Genomic DNA, 19,220 nt, shown 5'->3' on the forward strand with positions numbered 1-19,220 from the left:
CCTCCCAGCAGGAGGAGCCGATGAAACCCAGCCAGCACACGACCGAGCAGATCATCAAGATCCTTGAGCAGGCCGAGAAGGGTGAGCAGACTGTCGGGTCGGTCTGCCGAGAGCACGGGATTACCGAAACGACCTTCTACCGCTGGCGGCGCGCCTATGGCGGGATGTCGGTTAGCGAGGCCCAACGCCTCAAGGAGCTGGAGAAGGAGAATGGCCGGCTCAAGCGGCTGCTCGCCGAGCGGGTCTTGGAGATTGACCTGCTCAAGGAGCTCCTGGGAAAAAAGGGTTGACGGTGACCGAGCAGCGCAAAGCGGTCAAGTTCCTCGTAGCGGGCGGGTTGGCGGTACAGCGGGCGTGTCGACTGGTCGGCATTCATCGCTCCACCTTCCACTATGTGGCGCACCCTGGTGATGATGACCCGCTACTCGCCAAGGTGAAGGAGCTGGCCGAGCGCCACCCGCGCTATGGTTATCGCCGGATCAGCGCACTGGTACGAAGAGAAGAGCAGGTCAACCAGAAGCGCATCAGGCGCCTGTGGCGCAAGCATCGGCTCCAGGTGCAGCGTGTGCGCCGCCGGCGGGCGCCTCGCCTCCCTTCCGAGCGCCTGGTCGCCGCCTATCCTGGTCACATCTGGGCCTACGACTTTGTGGAGGACGCCTTGGCCGACGGCACGCCGCTGCGCATCCTGACGGTGATGGACGAGTTCACCCGCGAGGGCCTTGCCCTGGACGTCGATACGTCTGCCTCGGCCGAGCGCGTGATCGGTGTCCTCACGGCACTCGTTGCCCAGCATGGAGCACCGGAGCATCTGCGCAGTGACAACGGCCCCGAGTTCGTGGCAACAGCGGTCAAGCTCTGGCTGAAGCAGCGTGGCGTCCAGACGCTCTACATCGACCCTGGAAAGCCCTGGCAGAATGGCAAGGAGGAGCGCTTCAACGGGACGGTTCGCGATGAGTGCCTGAACATGCACTGCTTCGCCTCACTGGCCGAGGCCTGGATACGGCTGACGGCCTTCCAGAAGGAGTACAACACGGTTCGTCCCCACAGCAGCCTTGGAGACCTCGCCCCTGTGATGTTCAAGACGGCCTGGTACGAGACCCAGGCAAAGACCCAGGAGACTAACATTCCCGCTTGACCAGTTCTTGGGTCTCATGTCAGGCGCGTTAGAAAGCAGGGGTGAATGTCTGCGCTCTTACACAAAGGCTCATTGGACGTTGATTTGTTGGGGGGTGTGGTGCCAATTAGTAAGGCCGCCTCATCTCTGGCGGCCCTGATTAAGCGTTCCCGCGAGAAAAATCAGCCCATTATTATTACACAAAAAGGCTATCCATCAGGGGTTGTTTTGCATGTCGAGTTATTTACTGCGCTTCGCGCACTGGCAGACGCCTATCAAGCTGAGACTGAGGAAGATACGTCAGACTCATAGGCACTAAGCCGATGGTGGCAATGTTGTTTGCTGGCAGATAAGGTTTCTGGCGTCTCGATGGCAAGGGGTAGCACGATGAGCGTTTCGACGGCAGGCTATGATTTTGGGGCTCTCCAGCCTGGTGAGTTGGCCGCGGTCGAGCGGCAGAGCGTTGGGGGGCGCGTCTACTGGATGCAGGTGACGGTGCTCCGCCAGGCCGATGGCCAGGTTGTCACCAGCGCCGACAACCATCACCCGGCGCCGCGCCTGCACCTGATGGGTGAGCCTGCCCGTGCCAGGATCGCCCGCGAGCTGCTGCGCCAGCGTATGCTGGGCGTGATCGCGGAAGCCAGCGCCAGCTTCGGCCAGATCGCGGAATGGGACATCGACTCGGCGCTCGGCGGCGATACGGGTCTGGGCGTGACCGTTGGCTGCGAGGCCGACTCGGTGCTGCGCGAGCTGGTTGCCGCGGGCCTCGTCGAAGAGCTGACGGATCTTCGCCACCGCTACCGGCACCGGCTGGCGGCGTTTCTCGGCTGAGGCGAAACACGCAGGAAGCTCGCAGAGGCGCCGCTGTGCCGGTGAGGGTCAGAGAGACGCCCCCGGTGCCCGGCGCCTCTCTGCGCCTGCCGTAGCGTGCCTGGTGTGCCTGGGAACACGTCTCTGACCCTGGCAAAAGAACGTGTTTGAGCCTGGTGCGTGGCGAGCTGGTTGCCCGGCTCGCCACGCTGTTTCATTGGTGTCAGCGGTGACGCAAGAAAAGGCGTAAAGTGTTGACACTTGTTGACATTAGTGGTATACTAAGTGTGTTGACAATAGTGGTTCGGAGCGCATCAGTAAGAGTAATTCGCAGGAGGGTCGCGTGGGCTTCAATCCGTTCGGCATATTCAACCGGCACTCTGTTACGGGCCTTGTCCTGTCCACCTTCCGCAACTTCGAGAATGATGCGTTGTATGTGACGCTGCGCCTTCCCGACAACGAGGAGATTCGGCTGGAAGTGAACGGTGAGCTGTCGGTGCAGATCGAGACACTGCTGATTGCCCGGAAGCAGCGTGGTGAGTCGACGACGCTCACGCTGGTCTACGACCCCGGCACCTACGAGATCACCAGCTTCTCTGTTGTGTCGTGACGGGCGGGCGGAAACCGAGACATGAGACATCCCGAACTTAAGGTTGGGCAAGGCTGAGACAAACGAAGCCTCCTGCGCTAGGATGTGGTTACCAGGCCAACACCAAGCACAGGAGGTTTCGTATGGCCCATGGTGCCACGTCGCGGCGCGCGCCGCAAGCCCATCCGCTCGCGCGCCGCGTGCGAGAAGAGTTGCGGAGCTTCGTTGCCCCCCTGCTGCGCTCGCTTGACCAGCAGCTCGACCGTCGGCTCGTCGTGACCTTTCTGGAAACGCTTCAGGCGCTGCTGATCTGGCGTCATCGCAACCTCGGCATGCTCTTGAGCGAGCTTGGCAGTTATCTCGCTCCCCCCGGCCACGCCCCGGCCGGCACCAAGCGCTTGAGCAACCTGCTCCGCTCGCCCAAGTGGGAAGCGCGCCTGATTGCCGACTGGCTGTGGCAGCAAGCCGTCGAGCGGGTTACAAGCCTCGTTGCTACTGGCCAGGACGCACTCCTGGTGTGGGACGACAGCGTCATCGAGAAGAGCGAGAGCGAGCGTCACCCCGACTACGGGAGCGTTCGCTCCAGTAAAGCTCGCCGCCTCACCCGCGTTCGCAAAGGCTTCTTCCGTCCGCCGCTGACCGGGGCTCCCATCAGCGTCGCCGGCCTGCACTGGGTCGGGCTGCTGGTGTGTGGCCACTCCGGCACGCCGACGGTCGCGGCGATGCAGTGGTGGACCAAACGCGGTCCACACGCCAGCGACCACAAGACTGTGATGGGCCAACTGCTTGCCCGAGCCCGCCAGCAGTGGGGGCGCCAGGTGCGTCACCTCTGGGACCGTGGCTTTGCCGGAACGCCTTGGCTGTTCCAAGTGCTGGAAACCAAGCTCCGCTTCGTGGTGCGCTGGCCGAAGCGCTACACGCTGTTGGACCCCTGGGGCGAGCGGCGGAAGGCGTGGGAGATTGCCCGTGGTAAGCGAGCGTGGGCGACGCGCCAGCTCTACGACCCCAAACGCAAGGAGTGGCGGAAGGCCGGGGTGCTGGCGATCTCGGTAACCCACCCTGAGCACGCGCGTCCACTCTGGTTGGTGATTGCGCGGCTGAAGGGCGCCAAGGAGCCCTGGTATCTGCTCACCAGCGACCCGATCTGCACGGCTGAGGAGGCCTGGGGTGTGGTCGTGGCATATGCTCGCCGGTGGCAAATCGAGCAAACCTGGCGGTACAACAAGAGCGAGTTGGGGTGCGAGAGCCCGCGGGTGTGGACGTGGGAACGGCGCGAGAAGTTCTTGCTAATACTGACCCTGGTCTATGCGTTTCTGCTGAGTCTATTGGCGCGGTCATTCGACGCGCTGCGTGAAGTGTGCCTACGCTGGGGCTGCCACCGTACAGGAAAGCGGAGCCGCTTGGTTGCAGCTCCGCTCTACCGCTTGCGGGCGGCTCTCAGCCGCCTTTTGGGAGCTCACCCCGGAACCCCGTTGATGCCTTCCTTAAATCCGGGATGACTCATGCTCTTATCGTCTCTGGCGTCTGAGCCGCTATGCGGTTGCCCCTACGGTGCGCTCCTGTGGTGCCCCCACTGAACTAGACAGCTGGGTGTGATAGAGTCCTCCCTCAGGAGGGCAGCATGAGGAGCAGTCAACACACGGCCGAGCAGATCGTCAAGATCCTGGAACAGGCTGAGCGGGGCGAGCAAAGCGTTGGCGCGGTGTGCCGCGAGCACGGCATTGCCGAAGCGACCTTCTACCGCTGGCGACGGGCCTACGGCGGGATGTCGGCCAGCGAGGCCCAGCGCCTCAAGGAACTGGAGAAAGAGAACGCCCGCCTCAAACGGCTACTTGCCGAGCGTATGCTCGAAGTCGATGCGATGAAGGAGCTGCTGGCAAAAAAAGCTTGAGCATCGTGGAGCGGCGCGACGCGGTGCGTTTCCTGGTCACCAAGGGCTTGTCCGTGCTGCGGGCGTGTGTGCTAGTCCAACTCCAGCGCGCAACGTTCCTCTACCAGGCCCGCCCAGCCGCCGAAGACGAACTGGTGGGCGAGCTCGAAGCGCTTGCTCACGCCAACCCGCGCTACGGCTACCGACGAGCCTGGGCGCTCCTGCGGCGCAAGCACACGGTCAATCGCAAGCGCGTCCATCGCCTCTGGAAGCGGGCGAAATTGCAGGTCAAGCGGGTCAGGCGCCCGCGAGCTCGTCGCGAGCGCCCGCCGCCCTTGGCGGCGGCCTACCCAAACCACGTCTGGGCCTACGATTTTCTTCAGGATCAGGACATGCACGGCCGGACCCTCTACATCCTGACGGTGATGGACGAGTTCACCCGCGAGGGACTGGCCATCGCCGTGGCCGAGGTGACATCCGCCGAGTGGGTACTCGCAGTGCTGGGTGAGCTGGTGGCGCGCCACGGTGCGCCAGCCTATCTTCGAAGCGACAACGGTGCCGAGTTCGTCGCCCTGGCCGTTCAAGCTTGGCTGGCCCACCGGCAGGTGCGCACGCTGTATATCGACCCGGGCTGTCCCTGGCAGAACGGCAAGGAGGAGCGTTTCAACGGGACGGTGCGTGATGAGTGCCTCAATCTCCATGTCTTCGCCTCGTTGGTTGAGGCGCGGGTGCGGCTGGCGGCATTCCAGCACCACTACAACCACGACCGGCCTCACAGCCGGCTTGACTATAAAACCCCGGCGGCGTTCAAGAAAGCTTGGGAAGCGGCCCAGGCTCAGCAGCAAGACTCTCTCATTCCCGCTTGACTAGATGGCGGGGGGCATGACACTCCTCCACGAGCTTGAGCACCTCGGCCCGCGACAGATAGTAGCGGCTCTCGTGACCGATGCCGGTGCGCCACACCCGGAGCTTGCCGGCCTTCGCATCTCGCCTGACACGCTGCCAGCCGGTGTTGACACTCACATCAGGGTAGAGAAGCTGGCGGGCCTGCCCGTAGGTGATGGCGTCGGCGGGCAGAGTCAGGGGCGCAAACTGCGCGGCGGCCTGGAGGGCGTCGGAGCAGATGTAAATGCCATCCTGATCGAACGAGACGTTGAGCCCTTGCATGAACGTGGCCGCCTGCGGTTCGAGGTCGGCGGCGTTGGCCGCCGGCACCAGGCGCACGCCATTGGGCGCCTCCTCACACCGGGACACGAGGGCCTTCCCCCCGGTAACGTGGATGACGACAATCCCAATATCCATCATGGCCGGCTCCTCTGACTGTACACAAAGGCGGTTACAATGCTTGTGACAATGATTGTAATGGAACGTCCGTTCGGTGTCAATGATAGCTTTGGGGCGGTGCGCTTGACGGTGACTCTTCAAGCTGCTACGCTCCACACAGGTAGTTACAGACGGCAAAACGATGATCTACCAAGCCAGTGAAGAGTTTGTCGCGCTGCTGGAGCTTGCTGGTATTCGCCAGAGCGAGCTGGCTCGCCGTATCAACACACCCCGCTCTGCTGTCTCTCACGTCGCTGCCCGGCGACGAAACATCGGGGGTGCAGCCGCCGCCCGCATTGCAGCGGTGTATAGCGAAGCGGCGAGTATCAGCCAGGAGGAGGCTCTGGCACGGCTTTTTGTGCCAGTGGCGGAGAAGAAATATCAGGTGAGCGACCGCAAGCGGGGCGCCCGCGGGCGATTCGTGAAGGAAGCCGAACCGACGGAAGAGGCTCCCCCTGACGGGGAAGCAGCTCCGGCATAAGCAAGCGGCGAGCTGGGCCACCCAGCTCGCCGCTCTCGTTTCCTCGTGTCACCGCTGACCACTATGAATTCGCCTGTGGGGCCGCCCGCCGGGCCTCCAGATACTTCTCGCGCAGCGTTCGCAGCGCCCGATCTACGAGGTATTCGAGGTCGCCGCTGGTAAGCACCGCGCCGCTGTCGAGGTGGAACACCCGCCAGTGTTCGGAAGCAGGCCCCTCCGGTTGTTCCGTCAGCGTCCAGCCGGCGGCCTGGAGGAACAGCCGCACGTTGAACACGTATCGCTCATGCTCCATTGGCCGGTGCTGTAGTGCCTCTTCGCTCATTGTGTCTCGCCTACGGGGCGGCCGTTGGAGGCGTGTCTGCCGCCACCCATGCCTTCAGTGTTGCGTCGTAGCGGGCGGCGAGATGTCGCTGAAGGTCGTCGCTCCTGGCGGCCAGAGTAAAGGTGAAGGGCACTACGGTGATCTTCAGCGTATCGCCGTCGAGCGAGATGCGGCGGGCCTTCTCATTCACATCGCCGCCCAGGTCAGCCAGGTCGATCTCCAGCCGCGGCTCGCCTACAAAGGCACCGCGCTCGTCGAGCGCGATGGAGTAGATCAGGCTCTCACGGGCAGCGCCGTAGTACAGCCGCTTGCCCTCCGGCGTGTTGGCGACGATGATGCCCAGGGCGTCGATGCCCTCTACCTGGCTAACCACCTGCTTTGTCGCCGGGTCAATCTGGAAGAGCCGGCCTACCTCGCTGGCAGGCCCGGAGCCGGCCACGCTCGAAGCGTAGATGCTGCTGGTATCGCAATCGTATGCCAGCCCCAGGATACCGAATGGATTGCGCTCATTCGGAGCAGCCGCAGCGGGCAGCTTCAGAAACGGCGTCATCTCTGCACTCTTCGTATCAACGCGCCAGATGGTGTTTGCACCCTCCGGCGGGTTGTCGGCCAGGGTCACCCGTGGCACCGGGCCGACGTAGATATTGCCGGCCTCGTCAGCGGTGAAGGGGCCGAGGTTGCCAGCCTTCACCCAGCTTGGATGCTGGAAGCCCTTGCCCTCCTGCGCCGGGTCGAGCAGCACCAGGCCCATGCGCTCCGGCAGGCTGGTGTTGATGATCACGCCGCCCCGGAAGCCATATTCAGGGGTAAACGCGGGAAAGCCACGGCAATCTGTGACGGCGCTGAAGCCGTTGACAGACACCTGGCCCCCAGGCTGGCCGGCGCTGCCAGCTACCTCGCTGGCGGCGCTTGCAGGGCCGCGCAGGGCCAGCACGAGGGCGGCCAGAGACGCGATCACAATGGCTGCGCCGAGGCCGATGATAAGGGGCCAGGGGCGACGAGTAGCACGGCCAGCAGGCGCGGGCCGGGTGTCTGAAGCGCGTCGAGCCGCCGGGGCGCGGTGCTGATGTCGCTGTTGTTTGGTGCGATGTTCCATAGCCAGGACTATAGCACCGGCGCGTTATGGCTCTGGCACGAGCCAGGGGCCGGCTGCACACGGCCACTCTTCGGCCGCAAAGATGCCATCGCGCAGCACACTATCCGCCCAGCAGGTTTCTCGCTCTGCGTTCGGCATCTGGGGCACGTACCAAAGCGTGATCGGCTTCCCGGCCAGCGGCTCCGGGTCGATGAACGTCTCTGGCCCCTGCTGGAAATCCTCGCGGCAGCAGCCGCCCAGGGCGGGCAGATCGCCGTCGCCCTCCTCGCTCTTGTACGCGGTGACGTAGACGAAGGCATTGTCAGGCCGCGGCTCCTGGCCGGGCACCACCAGAAGGTTCGGGCCGCCGGTCGACTCGATACGGAGCTGCGCCCCTTCAGGCGCCAGCGGCGTCTCTGCACCCTGGAGCGCCCATTGCTCTTCGCTCCAGCCTGCCCAATCGGCACCGTCCCAGGACGCAACTGCGTGGGCCTCGCCGGCGGGCACAAGGCGGTAGATTGGGCGGTAGACGCCACCGAGGCCACAACCGCGCCCGATATTCACGCCGAGCATCCGAAAGCGCCCGTCAGCATAGAACTCGTAGCGGTTCTGATAGCGGTAGTTGCAGGGGATCGGCCACAGCTCGCTGCGGAAGTCTTGCACGAGGGCCACGCCGATCTGCTCATCCCCCTCGCTGATTGGCTCCACTACCGGCAGGTTGAAGGGCACGACGGCCGCGGCTGAGAACGTGGGGCAGCCGACGGCATCTTGGAAGCCGGCGGCCTGGCCGTTCGGCCCCGGCGGGTAGCGCACATGCCAGTCGGTGATCTTAGCTTGCCGAAGCCATGCATTGCCGTCATAGGTGACATCATTGATCACCAGGCCGTCGGAGCTGGTCAGGACGTAGTTTAAGCTCCACTTCCCCCACTCCAGCGGCTCCGCCCGCTCGCACAGCCCGCTCACAACGGCATCTTGTAGGCTCGTCTCAGTGACCCGGCGGCGCGACGACACGCCCACATCCGTCCACTGGACGCCGATCAGGGCCAGGTCGGTGAGATCGGTCACGGCCCACAGTGCCCGCTCGCCCCAGAGGAAGATCGGCGCGACGCACAGGTGCCGCGACCGCTCGCAGCGGGAATTGCTCACGTTGGTCTTGGTGGCCTCCATCGTCGCCATGTCGGCGGGGGGCACCATCTGAAGCTCTTGCTGCACCTCCGGGGAGGCGCGGGCGATCTCCACGGCCAAGGCCGCCAGGTGCGGCGGTACGTCGGGCTGCACGTCGTTGAGCGTCGCCACGTCGAGGATCGCGCCTGTCTCCACGTCGCTGATCACTGTTGTCGTGCTGTTGTTGCCGAAGTTGTACAGCACCGTCTTGTAGCAGCGTCGGCCCTGGCAGGCGCTTGTCGCCTCCGTCAGATCGCCCTCGGTGGCCGGCACCACTCCGAACACCTCTACCAGCAGCGGGCCGGCGCCGCCAGCCGTGTATGGCAGCCCGCGCACGCGCTGATCGGCAATCACCTGGGTCTGCACTTGCTGGGCCTCGTCGTCAAGGCCAGCGAGCGGCAGAATGGCCGGATCTGCGGCTAGGGCGGCGGCAATGGCCTCCCGGCGCTCGCGCACTGCGGGGATGTCGGGGGTGACGCGCTGGGCTAACTCAGGGGGTGGCAGCGTGGGGCGCGGGCCAGTGGCCTCCGGGGGCGTGGTGGCCGCCGGTGGCGCCGAGGTCGGGCTGACAGGTTGGCCGGCGCAGGCGCTCAGGGCCAGGGTCAGAAGTAACAGGAAAAGGGCGGGCCGATAGGACATGGTAGAATCCTCTCTCACATGGCTTCTGTGGGCACAACAGCAGTGCAGCGCCGCATTTCAATCACCCTGATGATTGTAGCCGCGGCTGCAACGGCCTGGCTCCTCTTGCTCGTGCTGGTGAGCGTTTCTGCCCTTCCCTCTCCGGCGATCCCCCCTGATCTTGCCCGCGTCGAGTTGGGCGCTACCCTCTTCGTCGAGCCAGCCCTGAGCGGCAACGGCGCACAGTCGTGTGCCTCGTGCCACCAGGCCGCCAGGGCGTTCACCGACGGGAGAGAGACGGCGGTAGGCAGCACCGGCGAGGCCCACAGCCTTAATACGCCGTCGGTGGTGAACGCCGGCGAGCTGTCGGCCCTGGGCTGGGCCAGGCCCGATCTGACGAGCCTGGAGGCGCAGATCGCCGTGCCCCTGTTCGGCACCCACCCTGTTGAAATGGGAGCCGTCGGCCACGAGGCCGAGATCCTGGGCCGGTTGAAGGCCGACGCCTGCTACCCGGCCCTGTTCCGGGCAGCGTTCCCTGACGACACTGAACCGCTGCGATGGCCGCGGGTGATCGATGCCCTGGCCGCCTACGTGCGCTCGCTGCGAAGCTCCGGCTCCTATGATCGCTTCCTGGCCGGCGAAGAGGCTGCCCTCTCTGAAGAGGCCCGGCGGGGTGCTGCGCTCTTCGTCGAGATAGGTTGTAGCGTCTGCCATAGCGGCCCGCTCCTCACCAATAGCAGCTATCACAACCTGGGCCTGTACGGCTTCACGGGCCTGGCTGATGTGCCCCCAGGCCAAGAAGGGCTGTATCGCATCACCGGGAAGGCCCGCGATCTGGGCCGCTGGCGCGTGCCGAGCCTCCGCAATGTTGCTCTGACAGCACCGTATTTCCACGACGGTAGCGAGACCACGCTGGAGGCGGTGCTGGATGTTTATGAGCAGGGAGGCCGCGGCGAGGGGCGGGATAGCCCGCTGAAGAGCGAGGCGATTGTGCCAATCACCCTGAGCCGCGAGGATCGTGCTGCCTTGATCGCGTTTCTGACGGCTCTGACCGATGATTCGCCAGCCTCGCTCGTGTCACAGGTGACGCCATAGCTAATTCGTATCTGAAGGTCGTGTAAATTGCATTCACAGTCCTCTAAAATCGTACTGTGGATTCTATTACTTTGAGAAGGCTGTTTGGAAGGCGAGTAAGGTCTTTACGCCGATTAAGAGACCTTACTCAAGAAGACCTTGCTGACAGAACAGGTCTATCTGCCGAGTATATTAGCCGTATAGAGAGAGGTTTGGCCTCTCCTTCATTTGAATCAATAGCGTCTATTGCTAAGGTTCTCAGTGTAGAGCCTTACAGCTTGTTTGATTTCAAACAGCTAGGGACAGATAGTGCTGATGCTGACAAGGAATAGAGATGCTTAGATTCCCCAATCCTGGATCGGACATAGACTGGACTGCACCCCATCTACCGGACCACACGGAGCGGATGCTTCTCCCATCTGGTGTAAACTCTTTTCCAGAGGAGGAGCACAATGGGCAAGACCAAGAAAACGTACAGCCGTGCGTTCAAGCTCAAGGTCGTCCAGACCGTTGAGGCTGGCGAACTACGCCCGGCGCAAGCGTGTCGCGAGTATCAGATCGCCGAGAGCGTGCTGACCCGTTGGCGCCGCGAAGTCCGGCTGCGCGGCGCCGAGGCCGCTTTCACCCCGCTGGCTGGTCCCAATGCCACCCCCGATTCTGAGGCGCAGATCGCGGAACTGGAGCGGGTCTGCGGCCAGCTTGCGGTGGAGCATGCGGCTTTAAAAAAGGCCTTGCAGCGGCTCCAGTCCAAGCCCGGCACCAGCTCATGACGACCCTGCACCAGGAGTTTCCCTGTCTGTCGGTACGTCAGCTCTGCGCGCTGCTGAGCGTCAGTCGCTCCTGGCTCTACGAGCGACCACCTCAGCCCACCCAGGCAGAGCGGGACGTTGCGCTCCGTGATGCCATTGAGCGCAGTGTGCTGGAGTTCCCCGGCTACGGCTACCGGCGGGTCACGGCCGAGCTGCATCGGCAGCAGTGGGCGGTCAACCACAAGCGGGTCCTTCGGATTATGCGCGTCGAGGCGCTGCTATGCCAGCTCCAGCGGAGCTGGGTCACCACCACCGACTCGCGCCACGGTTTGCAGATCTATCCCAATCTGCTGGCCGGCCTCGTGCTCGACCGGCCGAACCAGGCCTGGGTCGCCGACATCACCTACGTCCGCCTGCCGACCTGCTTCATCTATCTGGCCTGCATCCTCGACGCCTGGTCCCGGCGCTGTGTGGGCTGGCAGCTTTCGCGCACCATCGATAGCCAGCTCACCCTCGTGGCCCTCAACCACGCCATTGCCCTGCGCCGGCCAGAACGCGGGCTGATCCACCACTCGGACCGCGGCGTCCAGTACGCCGCAAGCGCCTACGTCGACCGTCTGAGCGAGGTTGGTGCCCTGGTCAGCATGTCCGCCAAGGGCAACCCCTACGACAACGCCAAGGCCGAGAGCTTCTTCAAGACGCTGAAGCGTGAGGAGGTCTCCCTCAACCAGTACGACTCGTTCTCCGACGCCGAGGCCCAGCTTGGCCGCTTCATCGACGACGTGTACAATCTCAAGCGGCTTCACTCGAGCCTCGGCTATCTGCCGCCAGTGGAGTACGAAAGCCTTTACAACGCGGCCGAGGAGCACCCGTCATCCGTGGTCCGGTAGATCGGGTGCAGTCCACAGCGCGACCTTTCGGTGTATGAGGAGGTGGCGCAATGGAGCTGACTGCGTTGCTGGAGCGGCTACGGCTGGAGCACCTCGAACCGCAGCTCGACGCGGTCTGTGAGCAGGCGGCCGCCCGCGAGCTCGACTACAAGAGCTTCCTGACCGCGGCACTCGTGACCGAGTGGCAGGGGAGGCAGTTGCGGGGCATCGAGGCGCGCTTACGGCAGGCGCGCTTCCCGTGGGTGAAAACCCTCGACCAGTACGACTTCGAGTTTCAGCCGAGTCTGGACCGCCGGCAGGTGCGAGAGTTGGCCGGGCTGAGCTTTGTGGAGCGAGGGCAGAATGTGGTGCTGCTGGGCCCGCCGGGGGTGGGTAAAACGCATCTGGCGGTGGGGCTGGGGGTGAAGGCGGTAGAAGCGGGCTACTCGGTGCTGTTTCTGTCACTGGAAGGGCTGATGACCCGACTGGTGCGGGCCAAGCACGAGAACCGGCCGGAGCGAGCGCTGCAGCAACTGACCTACCCCAAGGTGCTGATCCTGGACGAACTGGGGTATCTGCCGCTCTCCCGTGATGAGGCAAGCCTGTTCTTCCGCTTAGTCGTGCGACGGTACGAGCGAGCGAGCCTGATCGTGACGAGCAACAAGAGCTTCTTAGACTGGGGCGAGGTGTTCAACGACCAGGTGCTGGCGACAGCGATCCTGGACCGGCTGCTGCATCACGCGACGACGCTGAACATCAAGGGAGAAAGCTACCGGCTGAAGGAGAAGCGGCGGGCAGGGCTGTTGGGACGGGCTTCGAATGAGGCTGAGCAGCGAAAGGAGGAGGCAGCGGAGTAGGGGGAACGAGCGGCGTTCAGCGGACACTCGTTTCGGTGGACGGGGGACATTTCAAGTCGGTGATCTGCGGACATGTTCCCCCGTTCTTGACACAGCCACGCCGGCAGTGGGTCGAGCAGGTGGGTGAAGCGCGAAACTTCATAAATACTGTAGCTCTCTGTCTCGCGCACCGGCCAACCGGCCCGAAGGCCGAAGAAGCGCGGTACGATCAGCTCATAGTGACCCTGGCCCAGCGGGCGTAGCACGTAGGGATGCTAGAAAAAGGCTTGCAACAGGGTAGGATCATAGTCGGCCAGCGCCGACCCACGGGCCGCATCGACCAGGGCACGGTGCAGATCCGCCTCGGCCTGCTGGACTGCTACTGCAAGTTCTGCCAAGCGCTCCTGCGCTGCCGCAACGGCCTCGTGGGCGGCGGCAAGAGTGGAGCGAAGCGAAGCTTGCGCTTCAGGCTGGATCAACGTCGTATCTGTCACCTGTGACCCTTACGAAACAATGCTTATCGGCGCTGCGGCCCGCCCTCAAGCTCGGCGCGCACCGCCGCGTCGCTCACTTCAGCATACCCCATCGTCGTCCTGATGTCTTTGTGTCCCAGCCGGCGCTGCACCGTTTCAACCTTGTGGCCCGCCTCCAGCAGCTCGGTCGCTGTCGTGTGCCGGAGCTGGTGGATGGTGTAGCGCGGCTTCCCTTCGGCGTCGAGCAGGCCAGCGGTCTCGCAGAGCTTTCCCCAATGATACAGCACAGTGCCATAGATCAGGCGTGTTGCCCGATTAGAGCAGAACAGGGGATGGGTGGATGGCAGGCCGCCGTCGGCGCCGATGGCCTTCAGGTGTTGCCTGAGCAACCGCAAACTACGCTTGGTGCTGTTCGGCCCCAGGATGACCACCCGCTCCACCCGGTTCTTCGGGTCGCGCACATGCAGCCCTTCCTGGCCGGGGGCCAGGCTCACATCACCGACGTTGAGCGCCAGCACCTCACCCACGCGCATCCCGGTCTCCCTGAGCAGGGTGAAGATCAGGCGGTAGGGCATCTCGTAGGCGGCAGTGGCCGCGTCGAGCGCCTTGCGGTCTTTGTCACCCTTCACCGGGCGGGGCAAGCGCCTGGTGCTGCTGCGCACCTCCAGGCCCAGGGTTGGATCGTGGTCGATCAGCTCGCGGGCCAGGCACCACTCGAAGAAGCCCCGGAGGCTCGCCAGCCGGCGGGCCTGGGTGCTGGCCGCCCGCACCTCGCCCAGCCACCGCTCCAGGGCTTCGCGCCGTAGCTCGGTGAGTGGCTGGGGGAAGGCCGCTGCCGCGGCGGTCAGGTCGCCACGGTAGGCGCGCAGGGTGGCCGCCTTGCGCCCCTTGCGGCGCAGGCCAGCGATGTACTCGTCGATTAGGCTGCCGTTCGTGTTAGGCATGGGTGCCTCGCTGATCGTTCTAACGAGCCGCCGGCGGCCCGGAAGGCGGTCTACACGTTCTCGCTTACTGCGGCTAGTGACACGAATCTCGGAACAAGAGGTCTTGGAGGATCTGCGTTCGCCAGGGAGCTTACACGGCAACGGTACACCGCAACGGATAGGAGGTTTTTGACGCTGAAGAGACGGTTGAGCCGTTTTGGAGAATACGCGATTTTTTGATGATAATTCCGCAGATTTGCCTTCGAGCCGGCTGGGGCGATTTGGCGGCGGTGTCAGGAGCGATTCCGGCGAAATTGATGATAACGTACATTATCATCAATTCTTGCTTTTGTCACCGACTCTCCGCTCGCTTCTGTACATTGCTCGCTTTGTGAAACTAATCACACAGGGTTGGGCCATTCAGGTGCTTCGACGAGCAGGTGTCTCCGCTACCCGCCCCACACGCCGGGGCTTGCTCAGATAGAGTTAATGTCGGCTGGTCGTCGTTGTGTCACGCGCACCCGGATCACGCGATGCTCCTGGCCTGTCGCCGGATCGGTGATCGTGAGGCGTTCGACGCTTCGCGCTGCTTGTGGCAGCGCGGCCACGACGGCGGCAAAGCGGGTGCGTAGGTCAGGCAGTTCGCCAGCGATGCCAAGCTGTCGCAGGAACGCCGCAACTTCCCACTGGATATGTTCACGCTGGCGCGGCAGCAGCAGGGCGACTCCTTGGAGCCCCAGAGCGTCGTTGGTGTCGAGCAGCAGATAGCCGAGAAGCTGACGGAGATGCTTGCCCTCGACTGGACGATTCTGATAGCTGACCTTGCACTCGTAGAGTACATTGCCGCTTACCCAATCCGCATCAGCCCCGCCGATCTCCGCACTCAGAGGGAAGTTCGGATTTGGTACGAACGGCAGGTCGCGCATCCAGGCCCAGCGGTGCTGGGCGGCCTTCAGGAGCGCCGCCACGTCGCGCACGGTCGCATCAGGCATCCGAGCCAGCAGCTCGCCGAGGGTGATAGGCGGGTCGGCCAACAGTTGCGCGGGGAGATCATGCCCACCCTCTGCTGGCCCGGCCAGGATCGAGCCGAAGTCGCGGTAGAACCGCTCGAACACGGCGAGGGCCACGAAGCGTCGCGCCTGGCCCAGTGGGTCAGCCGCAGGAAGCGTGTGGAGTGTGGCGGCCAGGAGCTTCGTTGCCGTCGGCCAGCCAACCATCAGGGCATTACGAGCGCCGTGGATCGCAACACGCGGGGGTGCTTCACGGGTGAAGGGTTGAATGAACGCTCGGAACCCGAAGTCGAACGCCGCTCCCGCGAGCGTGGGGATCGTGTCGGGGACGAGGATCGGCCCACCTTGCCGCCGCACTGCCTGAACCGCCTGGTCATTTGCCTGCTGGACCAACCTCCGGGCAGCTCGGTCATCAATGATGTCGTTGAAGAACCGGCGCACCGCGTTGGCGGTGCGCTGAAGATGCCTGGTCAGGCTCATCAGTGTGACCTTCTGCTGCGAGCGAAACCGACCCCGTGCAGGCCGCTGCTTCGCAATCGGTCTCGGTCTGAAAAGCCCTTCCCTTGCTCAGTTTAGGGCGGCCAGAAGCCGATTAAGGGTCGGTGTATCAGCACGCTCAATTGCGGCGATCAGCTTCACGGCTTCATCGCGCTCCGTAAGCAAAGCGGCAAGGGTAGTGTCGTAGGCCATCGCCAGGGCATGTAAGCGTTCAAGTGGTGGACGGGCCACTCTGTTCTCATAGCGCACGAGCAACGAGTGATCAGGGATGCCAGCAGCAGCGGCGGCCTCGCGCACGGTCAGCCCGGCGGCGATACGCGCCTCCCGCAGCCGGCGAGCAACCAGCGTGTCGAGCGGTTTATGCATCATCAATTCCCTCCAGGCCCGCCTGCTCCACAGCATCCAGCTCGTGTCCCGTCAACGCTCGATAGTGGTCTTTCACGTAGCGCACGATTTCATCGTAGCGTGCCGCAGGAAGGTCAGTGTAGGTGCTCGCCCCAAAGGCGGCATTTACCTCTGCCCAGCTCCGACGGATAGCGACCCCTGGGGACAACGTGCGGTCGCGTTCGGCACGAGCCATCCCCCACTGCTGCACCATCTGGTAGATCGTTCCGCGCTGCGTAGGGCTGAGGGTTGCGTTGATCCGACGCTCTAATTCCTGCACTCGGTCACGCACCTCGGTTAAGAGCGCCCGTAAGTCGCGGAACGCGCTCCGGGCGCGATCCTGGCTGGCCTCCAGCTCTTCCTGGCGACGACCAATCTCTGCGAGTTGGGCGAAAGCCTGATCGATACGGTCGAGGTCAGCCAGATCCTCAATCGCGCTGCTCGGCGCGTCGGGCAAGCCAGATAGTTCCGCGAAGGCACGTTGTACCGCGCTGACGAGGTACATCTTCACATAGCCAAAACGCTCCTGGGCTTGCTCGCTCACGCGGCCTGCCTGCACACCCAGAAGCCATACTGGAATATCTTCAAGCAGGAGAAAGTCGAGCGTGCGAAATTGGCTGCCTGATTGCACCCGGAACTGCGTAAGATGCAGAGCTTCATCCAAAAGAATACGCCGACGCTGCGCGGAATGATTGAGTCCTAGCGACGCGCAGAGATCGCGTAGACCGACGTAGATGAGGCCATTGTCGGCCCGCACCGCGAGCACAACGCCTTCAAAGAGGGTAATGGGAAGTTGCTCACGCGGGCGTGGAGGGCGTGGTGGCTGGTTAGCCGCAGACATACATCGACCTCATAGAACAGGTGACGGTGCATACTATGCACCATTATATGCGATTCGGGCTTCTTGCGCGCAAGCGCGGAATGTACAACGCTATCGAATGTGTTCACACGCCTACTCCGGGTCGCGCTCCCCGCCGCCGCTGATGGTCGTCAGCCGACCCTGGAACACGAGGCCGTCGATCACCTCGCGCAGTAGCTCCGCTACGGTCATCCCCTCCGGCCAGGTGCCGCTTTAGGCAGCGTGGCGGGCGACGGCTCCGAAGATGGCCGCATAAAACTGATCCGCCGCCTCTCCCATCGCGCCGCCCCAATTAAGCTGGTGCTTCTCTCAGCCGTCGGTGTCTGCCTGCTGCAAAGGGCTACTTTCAGCCATCATCACAATTTCGATGAAGCTATCTAGTACCGTTGCTAGAAGCACTTGCTGTTGCTATATAGAGCTTCAGCTAAAGGACGGGCTATTACTGAGGTGGGCATCGTCAGTAAGCGGTGGTACTACCTCCTCGACGTTGTGTTGTACGAACTTTACCTGAAATCTCTATATCAGATAACCTAACCTCCCATCCTCTTGAAAAGACGGCTTGTTTTGTACTCAAGACTGTACACAATATTCAGAATGTCCTCAGTGATTTCAACAGCCAGAATAAGATCAGATTGCCCAGGATCAGCAAGTTGATGTGCTGCTTGATTGCCCATAAATCGCAATCCGTGGAGGTTGTCAACGATGTTCGCTGGCACTATCGCTTTCATCCCGTTTATTTTCCCCTCTAAGTTGTTCTTTATTTCTCCTTTGCTGTTAGGGCCTTCCATTATGCCCTTATCTACACAAATCCCCTCGATTAACGTCCTCAAACCTATAGCACACATGACATTAAAACCATGATTAAAGGAAGCGATTACCTCTCCGTACAATTTATCTAGAAGAGCAGGGATATTATGGAAATATTTTCTGGTCAAAAATCGCTCATCTCTTTCTGGAAAAAAGCGTGAACTGACAGAAACTCCCGTTTCAGGATCGCTTCCGTCCTCTACAACCCAGGACTCTCTGAAGACAACAGCATCGCATCCCTTACACTGCCATATTTCCCATCTGCCTGATCCATACACCTGCGTGTTTGGGTCTGCATCGGGAGAAAAACTTTTCCCAAATTCAGCACGTATTATGTGGTGTGTATGGCGTTTGCAATGATTACAAAAGATCCAATCGTCTTCCATTTCCATATCAATCTCCTAGAGATAATACTGCCCAATTACCTTAGCCTGGGATTTCCATAGGTGATATTAGCCCGGCTGCGATGAAGTATACCAAACCAGGGCGGATCTGCAACAAGTGTTCTACAGCTCTCTTGTTGCTGGCTCAGAGGATCTCATCGCTTACCTGTGCCTCGGCGTGCTTTAGCGCAGCCTCAGCCTGTTGCAGTTCGTGGTAGGTCGCCACGTAGGGTGCCAGTTCGCTCGCCTCGCTGACGCGACCGCAGAAGCGGCAGCGCACGCGGCTGGCGTCTCGCTCCTGGCTTCCGGGCTTCTTCGGGTAGTGCAGACCGCGCTTCTCGCAGATTGGGCAGGGCACGCCGCGCAGATCCAGCGCGGCGTGGCCCGCTGGCGTTTCCCCTATCTGACTGGTTGTTTCCCCCACGTCAGGATCTATCTTGTCACCTGTGACAGCTACGAATCGACCGGCTGCGCCTGTGTGGCGCCGGCGCCTGCTCTCACGCTGGGCCAGCGCCGCCGGCGTTGGCTGCGCTGCTGGCGGGCGTCCGGTCTTTGGCGGTGTGAACTGCATCAGGGCGTCACGGTCGATCAGCCAGATCCCGCGCTTTCCTGCACCTTTGCGCTCTGCCTTCAGCAGACCCTTCTGGCACCATGAGATCACGGTAGGCCGACTCGGCGGGTTTTCCTGGCCCTTGCTGATCACGGTTACACCGCGCTCGGCCAGGAGTGTCACCGCCTCGTCAACTGTCACCCAATCGGCCATGAAGTTCTCCGACTAGCGCCCGGCGCCATCCTTTCCGTCCCCATCCTTCGGTGGCAGCTTGATCATCACCGTATCGACGTGACCGCTGCGCTGCCGCAATGCCCGGTGCAACTCGGCCTGGCGCTCGCGCATCGGGCGGAGCCGCTGCTGGCCTGGGCGACGTGCGAGAGGATCGGCGGCTCTCTGGTCGGGCTGCTCCGCATTATGCGATATAGGGCCGCTGTCG

At 62.8% G+C, this 19,220-nt stretch carries 23 protein-coding genes and 1 pseudogene; 13 read left to right on the forward strand and 11 right to left on the reverse strand.

Annotated elements, in window-relative coordinates:
• From U9R61_RS13230 to U9R61_RS13265, 8 genes are all read left to right on the forward strand, one after another.
• Nucleotides 1-290 (forward strand): transposase (locus tag U9R61_RS13230; protein ID WP_322489292.1); only part of this gene is annotated, 290 nt, incomplete at its 5' end.
• 2 nt (nucleotides 291-292) lie between these two features.
• Complete coding sequence (locus U9R61_RS13235; RefSeq protein ID WP_322489429.1) at nucleotides 293-1,135, forward strand: IS3 family transposase; 843 nt, start codon at nucleotides 293-295, stop codon at nucleotides 1,133-1,135.
• A 45-nt stretch (nucleotides 1,136-1,180) separates the two neighbouring features.
• Nucleotides 1,181-1,426: a type II toxin-antitoxin system prevent-host-death family antitoxin gene (locus U9R61_RS13240; RefSeq protein ID WP_322489293.1), complete on the forward strand. Its 246-nt coding sequence runs from the start codon at nucleotides 1,181-1,183 to the stop codon at nucleotides 1,424-1,426.
• 75 nt (nucleotides 1,427-1,501) lie between these two features.
• Complete coding sequence (locus tag U9R61_RS13245) at nucleotides 1,502-1,945, forward strand: hypothetical protein (protein ID WP_322489294.1); 444 nt, start codon at nucleotides 1,502-1,504, stop codon at nucleotides 1,943-1,945.
• A gap of 322 nt (nucleotides 1,946-2,267) precedes the next feature.
• On the forward strand, nucleotides 2,268-2,534 hold the full coding sequence (locus U9R61_RS13250) for a hypothetical protein (protein ID WP_322489295.1): 267 nt from the start codon (nucleotides 2,268-2,270) through the stop codon (nucleotides 2,532-2,534).
• A gap of 122 nt (nucleotides 2,535-2,656) precedes the next feature.
• Nucleotides 2,657-4,012: a transposase gene (locus U9R61_RS13255; protein WP_322489296.1), complete on the forward strand. Its 1,356-nt coding sequence runs from the start codon at nucleotides 2,657-2,659 to the stop codon at nucleotides 4,010-4,012.
• Between the two features lie 122 nt (nucleotides 4,013-4,134).
• Nucleotides 4,135-4,404 carry a transposase gene (locus U9R61_RS13260; RefSeq protein WP_322489297.1) on the forward strand — a complete coding sequence of 90 codons (270 nt, stop codon included), beginning with the start codon at nucleotides 4,135-4,137 and terminating at the stop codon, nucleotides 4,402-4,404.
• Between the two features lie 5 nt (nucleotides 4,405-4,409).
• A complete protein-coding gene (locus U9R61_RS13265) occupies nucleotides 4,410-5,249 on the forward strand; it encodes an IS3 family transposase (RefSeq protein WP_322489430.1) in 840 nt (279 codons plus the stop codon).
• Here the strand turns inward: U9R61_RS13265 and U9R61_RS13270 are convergent.
• Nucleotides 5,236-5,688: a hypothetical protein gene (locus U9R61_RS13270; RefSeq protein WP_322489298.1), complete on the reverse strand. Its 453-nt coding sequence runs from the start codon at nucleotides 5,686-5,688 to the stop codon at nucleotides 5,236-5,238. The two genes, U9R61_RS13265 and U9R61_RS13270, sit on opposite strands and share 14 nt — an antisense overlap.
• 160 nt (nucleotides 5,689-5,848) lie before the next feature.
• Here U9R61_RS13270 and U9R61_RS13275 point away from each other — a divergent pair, with 160 nt between their 5' ends.
• Complete coding sequence (locus U9R61_RS13275; RefSeq protein ID WP_322489299.1) at nucleotides 5,849-6,187, forward strand: helix-turn-helix domain-containing protein; 339 nt, start codon at nucleotides 5,849-5,851, stop codon at nucleotides 6,185-6,187.
• Between the two features lie 61 nt (nucleotides 6,188-6,248).
• On the opposite strand, the gene U9R61_RS13280 is transcribed toward U9R61_RS13275, so the two are convergent.
• Genes U9R61_RS13280 through U9R61_RS13290 form a run of 3 tightly spaced genes read right to left on the reverse strand, consistent with a single transcriptional unit; the run spans nucleotide 6,249 to nucleotide 9,387 of the window.
• Nucleotides 6,249-6,509 carry a hypothetical protein gene (locus U9R61_RS13280; protein ID WP_322489300.1) on the reverse strand — a complete coding sequence of 87 codons (261 nt, stop codon included), beginning with the start codon at nucleotides 6,507-6,509 and terminating at the stop codon, nucleotides 6,249-6,251.
• A 10-nt stretch (nucleotides 6,510-6,519) separates the two neighbouring features.
• Nucleotides 6,520-7,605: a hypothetical protein gene (locus tag U9R61_RS13285; protein WP_322489301.1), complete on the reverse strand. Its 1,086-nt coding sequence runs from the start codon at nucleotides 7,603-7,605 to the stop codon at nucleotides 6,520-6,522.
• Nucleotides 7,606-7,629: 24 nt separating this feature from the next.
• Nucleotides 7,630-9,387, reverse strand: coding sequence for a hypothetical protein (locus U9R61_RS13290; protein ID WP_322489302.1), 1,758 nt, complete (start codon nucleotides 9,385-9,387; stop codon nucleotides 7,630-7,632).
• Nucleotides 9,388-9,429: 42 nt separating this feature from the next.
• Here U9R61_RS13290 and U9R61_RS13295 point away from each other — a divergent pair, with 42 nt between their 5' ends.
• The 4 genes and pseudogenes from U9R61_RS13295 (at nucleotide 9,430) to istB (ending at nucleotide 12,915) form a co-directional block, all read left to right on the forward strand.
• Nucleotides 9,430-10,461, forward strand: a complete 1,032-nt coding sequence (locus tag U9R61_RS13295; RefSeq protein WP_322489303.1) for a cytochrome c peroxidase — start codon at nucleotides 9,430-9,432, stop codon at nucleotides 10,459-10,461.
• 56 nt (nucleotides 10,462-10,517) lie between these two features.
• Entirely contained in the window at nucleotides 10,518-10,772 is a 255-nt protein-coding gene (locus U9R61_RS19950) for a helix-turn-helix domain-containing protein (RefSeq protein WP_416208852.1), read from the forward strand.
• A 120-nt stretch (nucleotides 10,773-10,892) separates the two neighbouring features.
• Nucleotides 10,893-12,079 (forward strand): annotated as a pseudogene (locus U9R61_RS13300) (IS3 family transposase).
• A 50-nt stretch (nucleotides 12,080-12,129) separates the two neighbouring features.
• Nucleotides 12,130-12,915, forward strand: coding sequence for an IS21-like element helper ATPase IstB (gene istB / locus U9R61_RS13305; protein ID WP_322489304.1), 786 nt, complete (start codon nucleotides 12,130-12,132; stop codon nucleotides 12,913-12,915).
• Between the two features lie 254 nt (nucleotides 12,916-13,169).
• Here the strand turns inward: istB and U9R61_RS13310 are convergent, their stop codons facing one another.
• The 7 genes from U9R61_RS13310 to U9R61_RS13340 form a co-directional block, all read right to left on the reverse strand.
• Nucleotides 13,170-13,388: a hypothetical protein gene (locus tag U9R61_RS13310; RefSeq protein ID WP_322489305.1), complete on the reverse strand. Its 219-nt coding sequence runs from the start codon at nucleotides 13,386-13,388 to the stop codon at nucleotides 13,170-13,172.
• 23 nt (nucleotides 13,389-13,411) lie between these two features.
• The gene (locus tag U9R61_RS13315; RefSeq protein WP_322489306.1) at nucleotides 13,412-14,311 is read right to left on the reverse strand and encodes a tyrosine-type recombinase/integrase; all 900 of its coding nucleotides are present in this window, start codon (nucleotides 14,309-14,311) and stop codon (nucleotides 13,412-13,414) included.
• Between the two features lie 455 nt (nucleotides 14,312-14,766).
• Complete coding sequence (locus U9R61_RS13320; protein WP_322489307.1) at nucleotides 14,767-15,780, reverse strand: hypothetical protein; 1,014 nt, start codon at nucleotides 15,778-15,780, stop codon at nucleotides 14,767-14,769.
• A gap of 87 nt (nucleotides 15,781-15,867) precedes the next feature.
• Complete coding sequence (locus tag U9R61_RS13325; protein WP_322489308.1) at nucleotides 15,868-16,167, reverse strand: helix-turn-helix transcriptional regulator; 300 nt, start codon at nucleotides 16,165-16,167, stop codon at nucleotides 15,868-15,870.
• Nucleotides 16,157-17,023 carry a phage antirepressor N-terminal domain-containing protein gene (locus U9R61_RS13330; protein WP_322489309.1) on the reverse strand — a complete coding sequence of 289 codons (867 nt, stop codon included), beginning with the start codon at nucleotides 17,021-17,023 and terminating at the stop codon, nucleotides 16,157-16,159. The genes U9R61_RS13325 and U9R61_RS13330 overlap by 11 nt, the downstream gene beginning before the upstream one ends.
• Nucleotides 17,024-17,571: 548 nt before the next feature.
• Nucleotides 17,572-18,240: a DUF4145 domain-containing protein gene (locus tag U9R61_RS13335; RefSeq protein ID WP_322489310.1), complete on the reverse strand. Its 669-nt coding sequence runs from the start codon at nucleotides 18,238-18,240 to the stop codon at nucleotides 17,572-17,574.
• A gap of 136 nt (nucleotides 18,241-18,376) precedes the next feature.
• Nucleotides 18,377-18,994 carry a helix-turn-helix domain-containing protein gene (locus U9R61_RS13340; RefSeq protein ID WP_322489311.1) on the reverse strand — a complete coding sequence of 206 codons (618 nt, stop codon included), beginning with the start codon at nucleotides 18,992-18,994 and terminating at the stop codon, nucleotides 18,377-18,379.
• Nucleotides 18,995-19,220 lie beyond the last annotated feature (226 nt).

Source organism: Chloroflexus sp. (assembly GCF_034431535.1).
Classification (GTDB): domain Bacteria; phylum Chloroflexota; class Chloroflexia; order Chloroflexales; family Chloroflexaceae; genus Chloroflexus.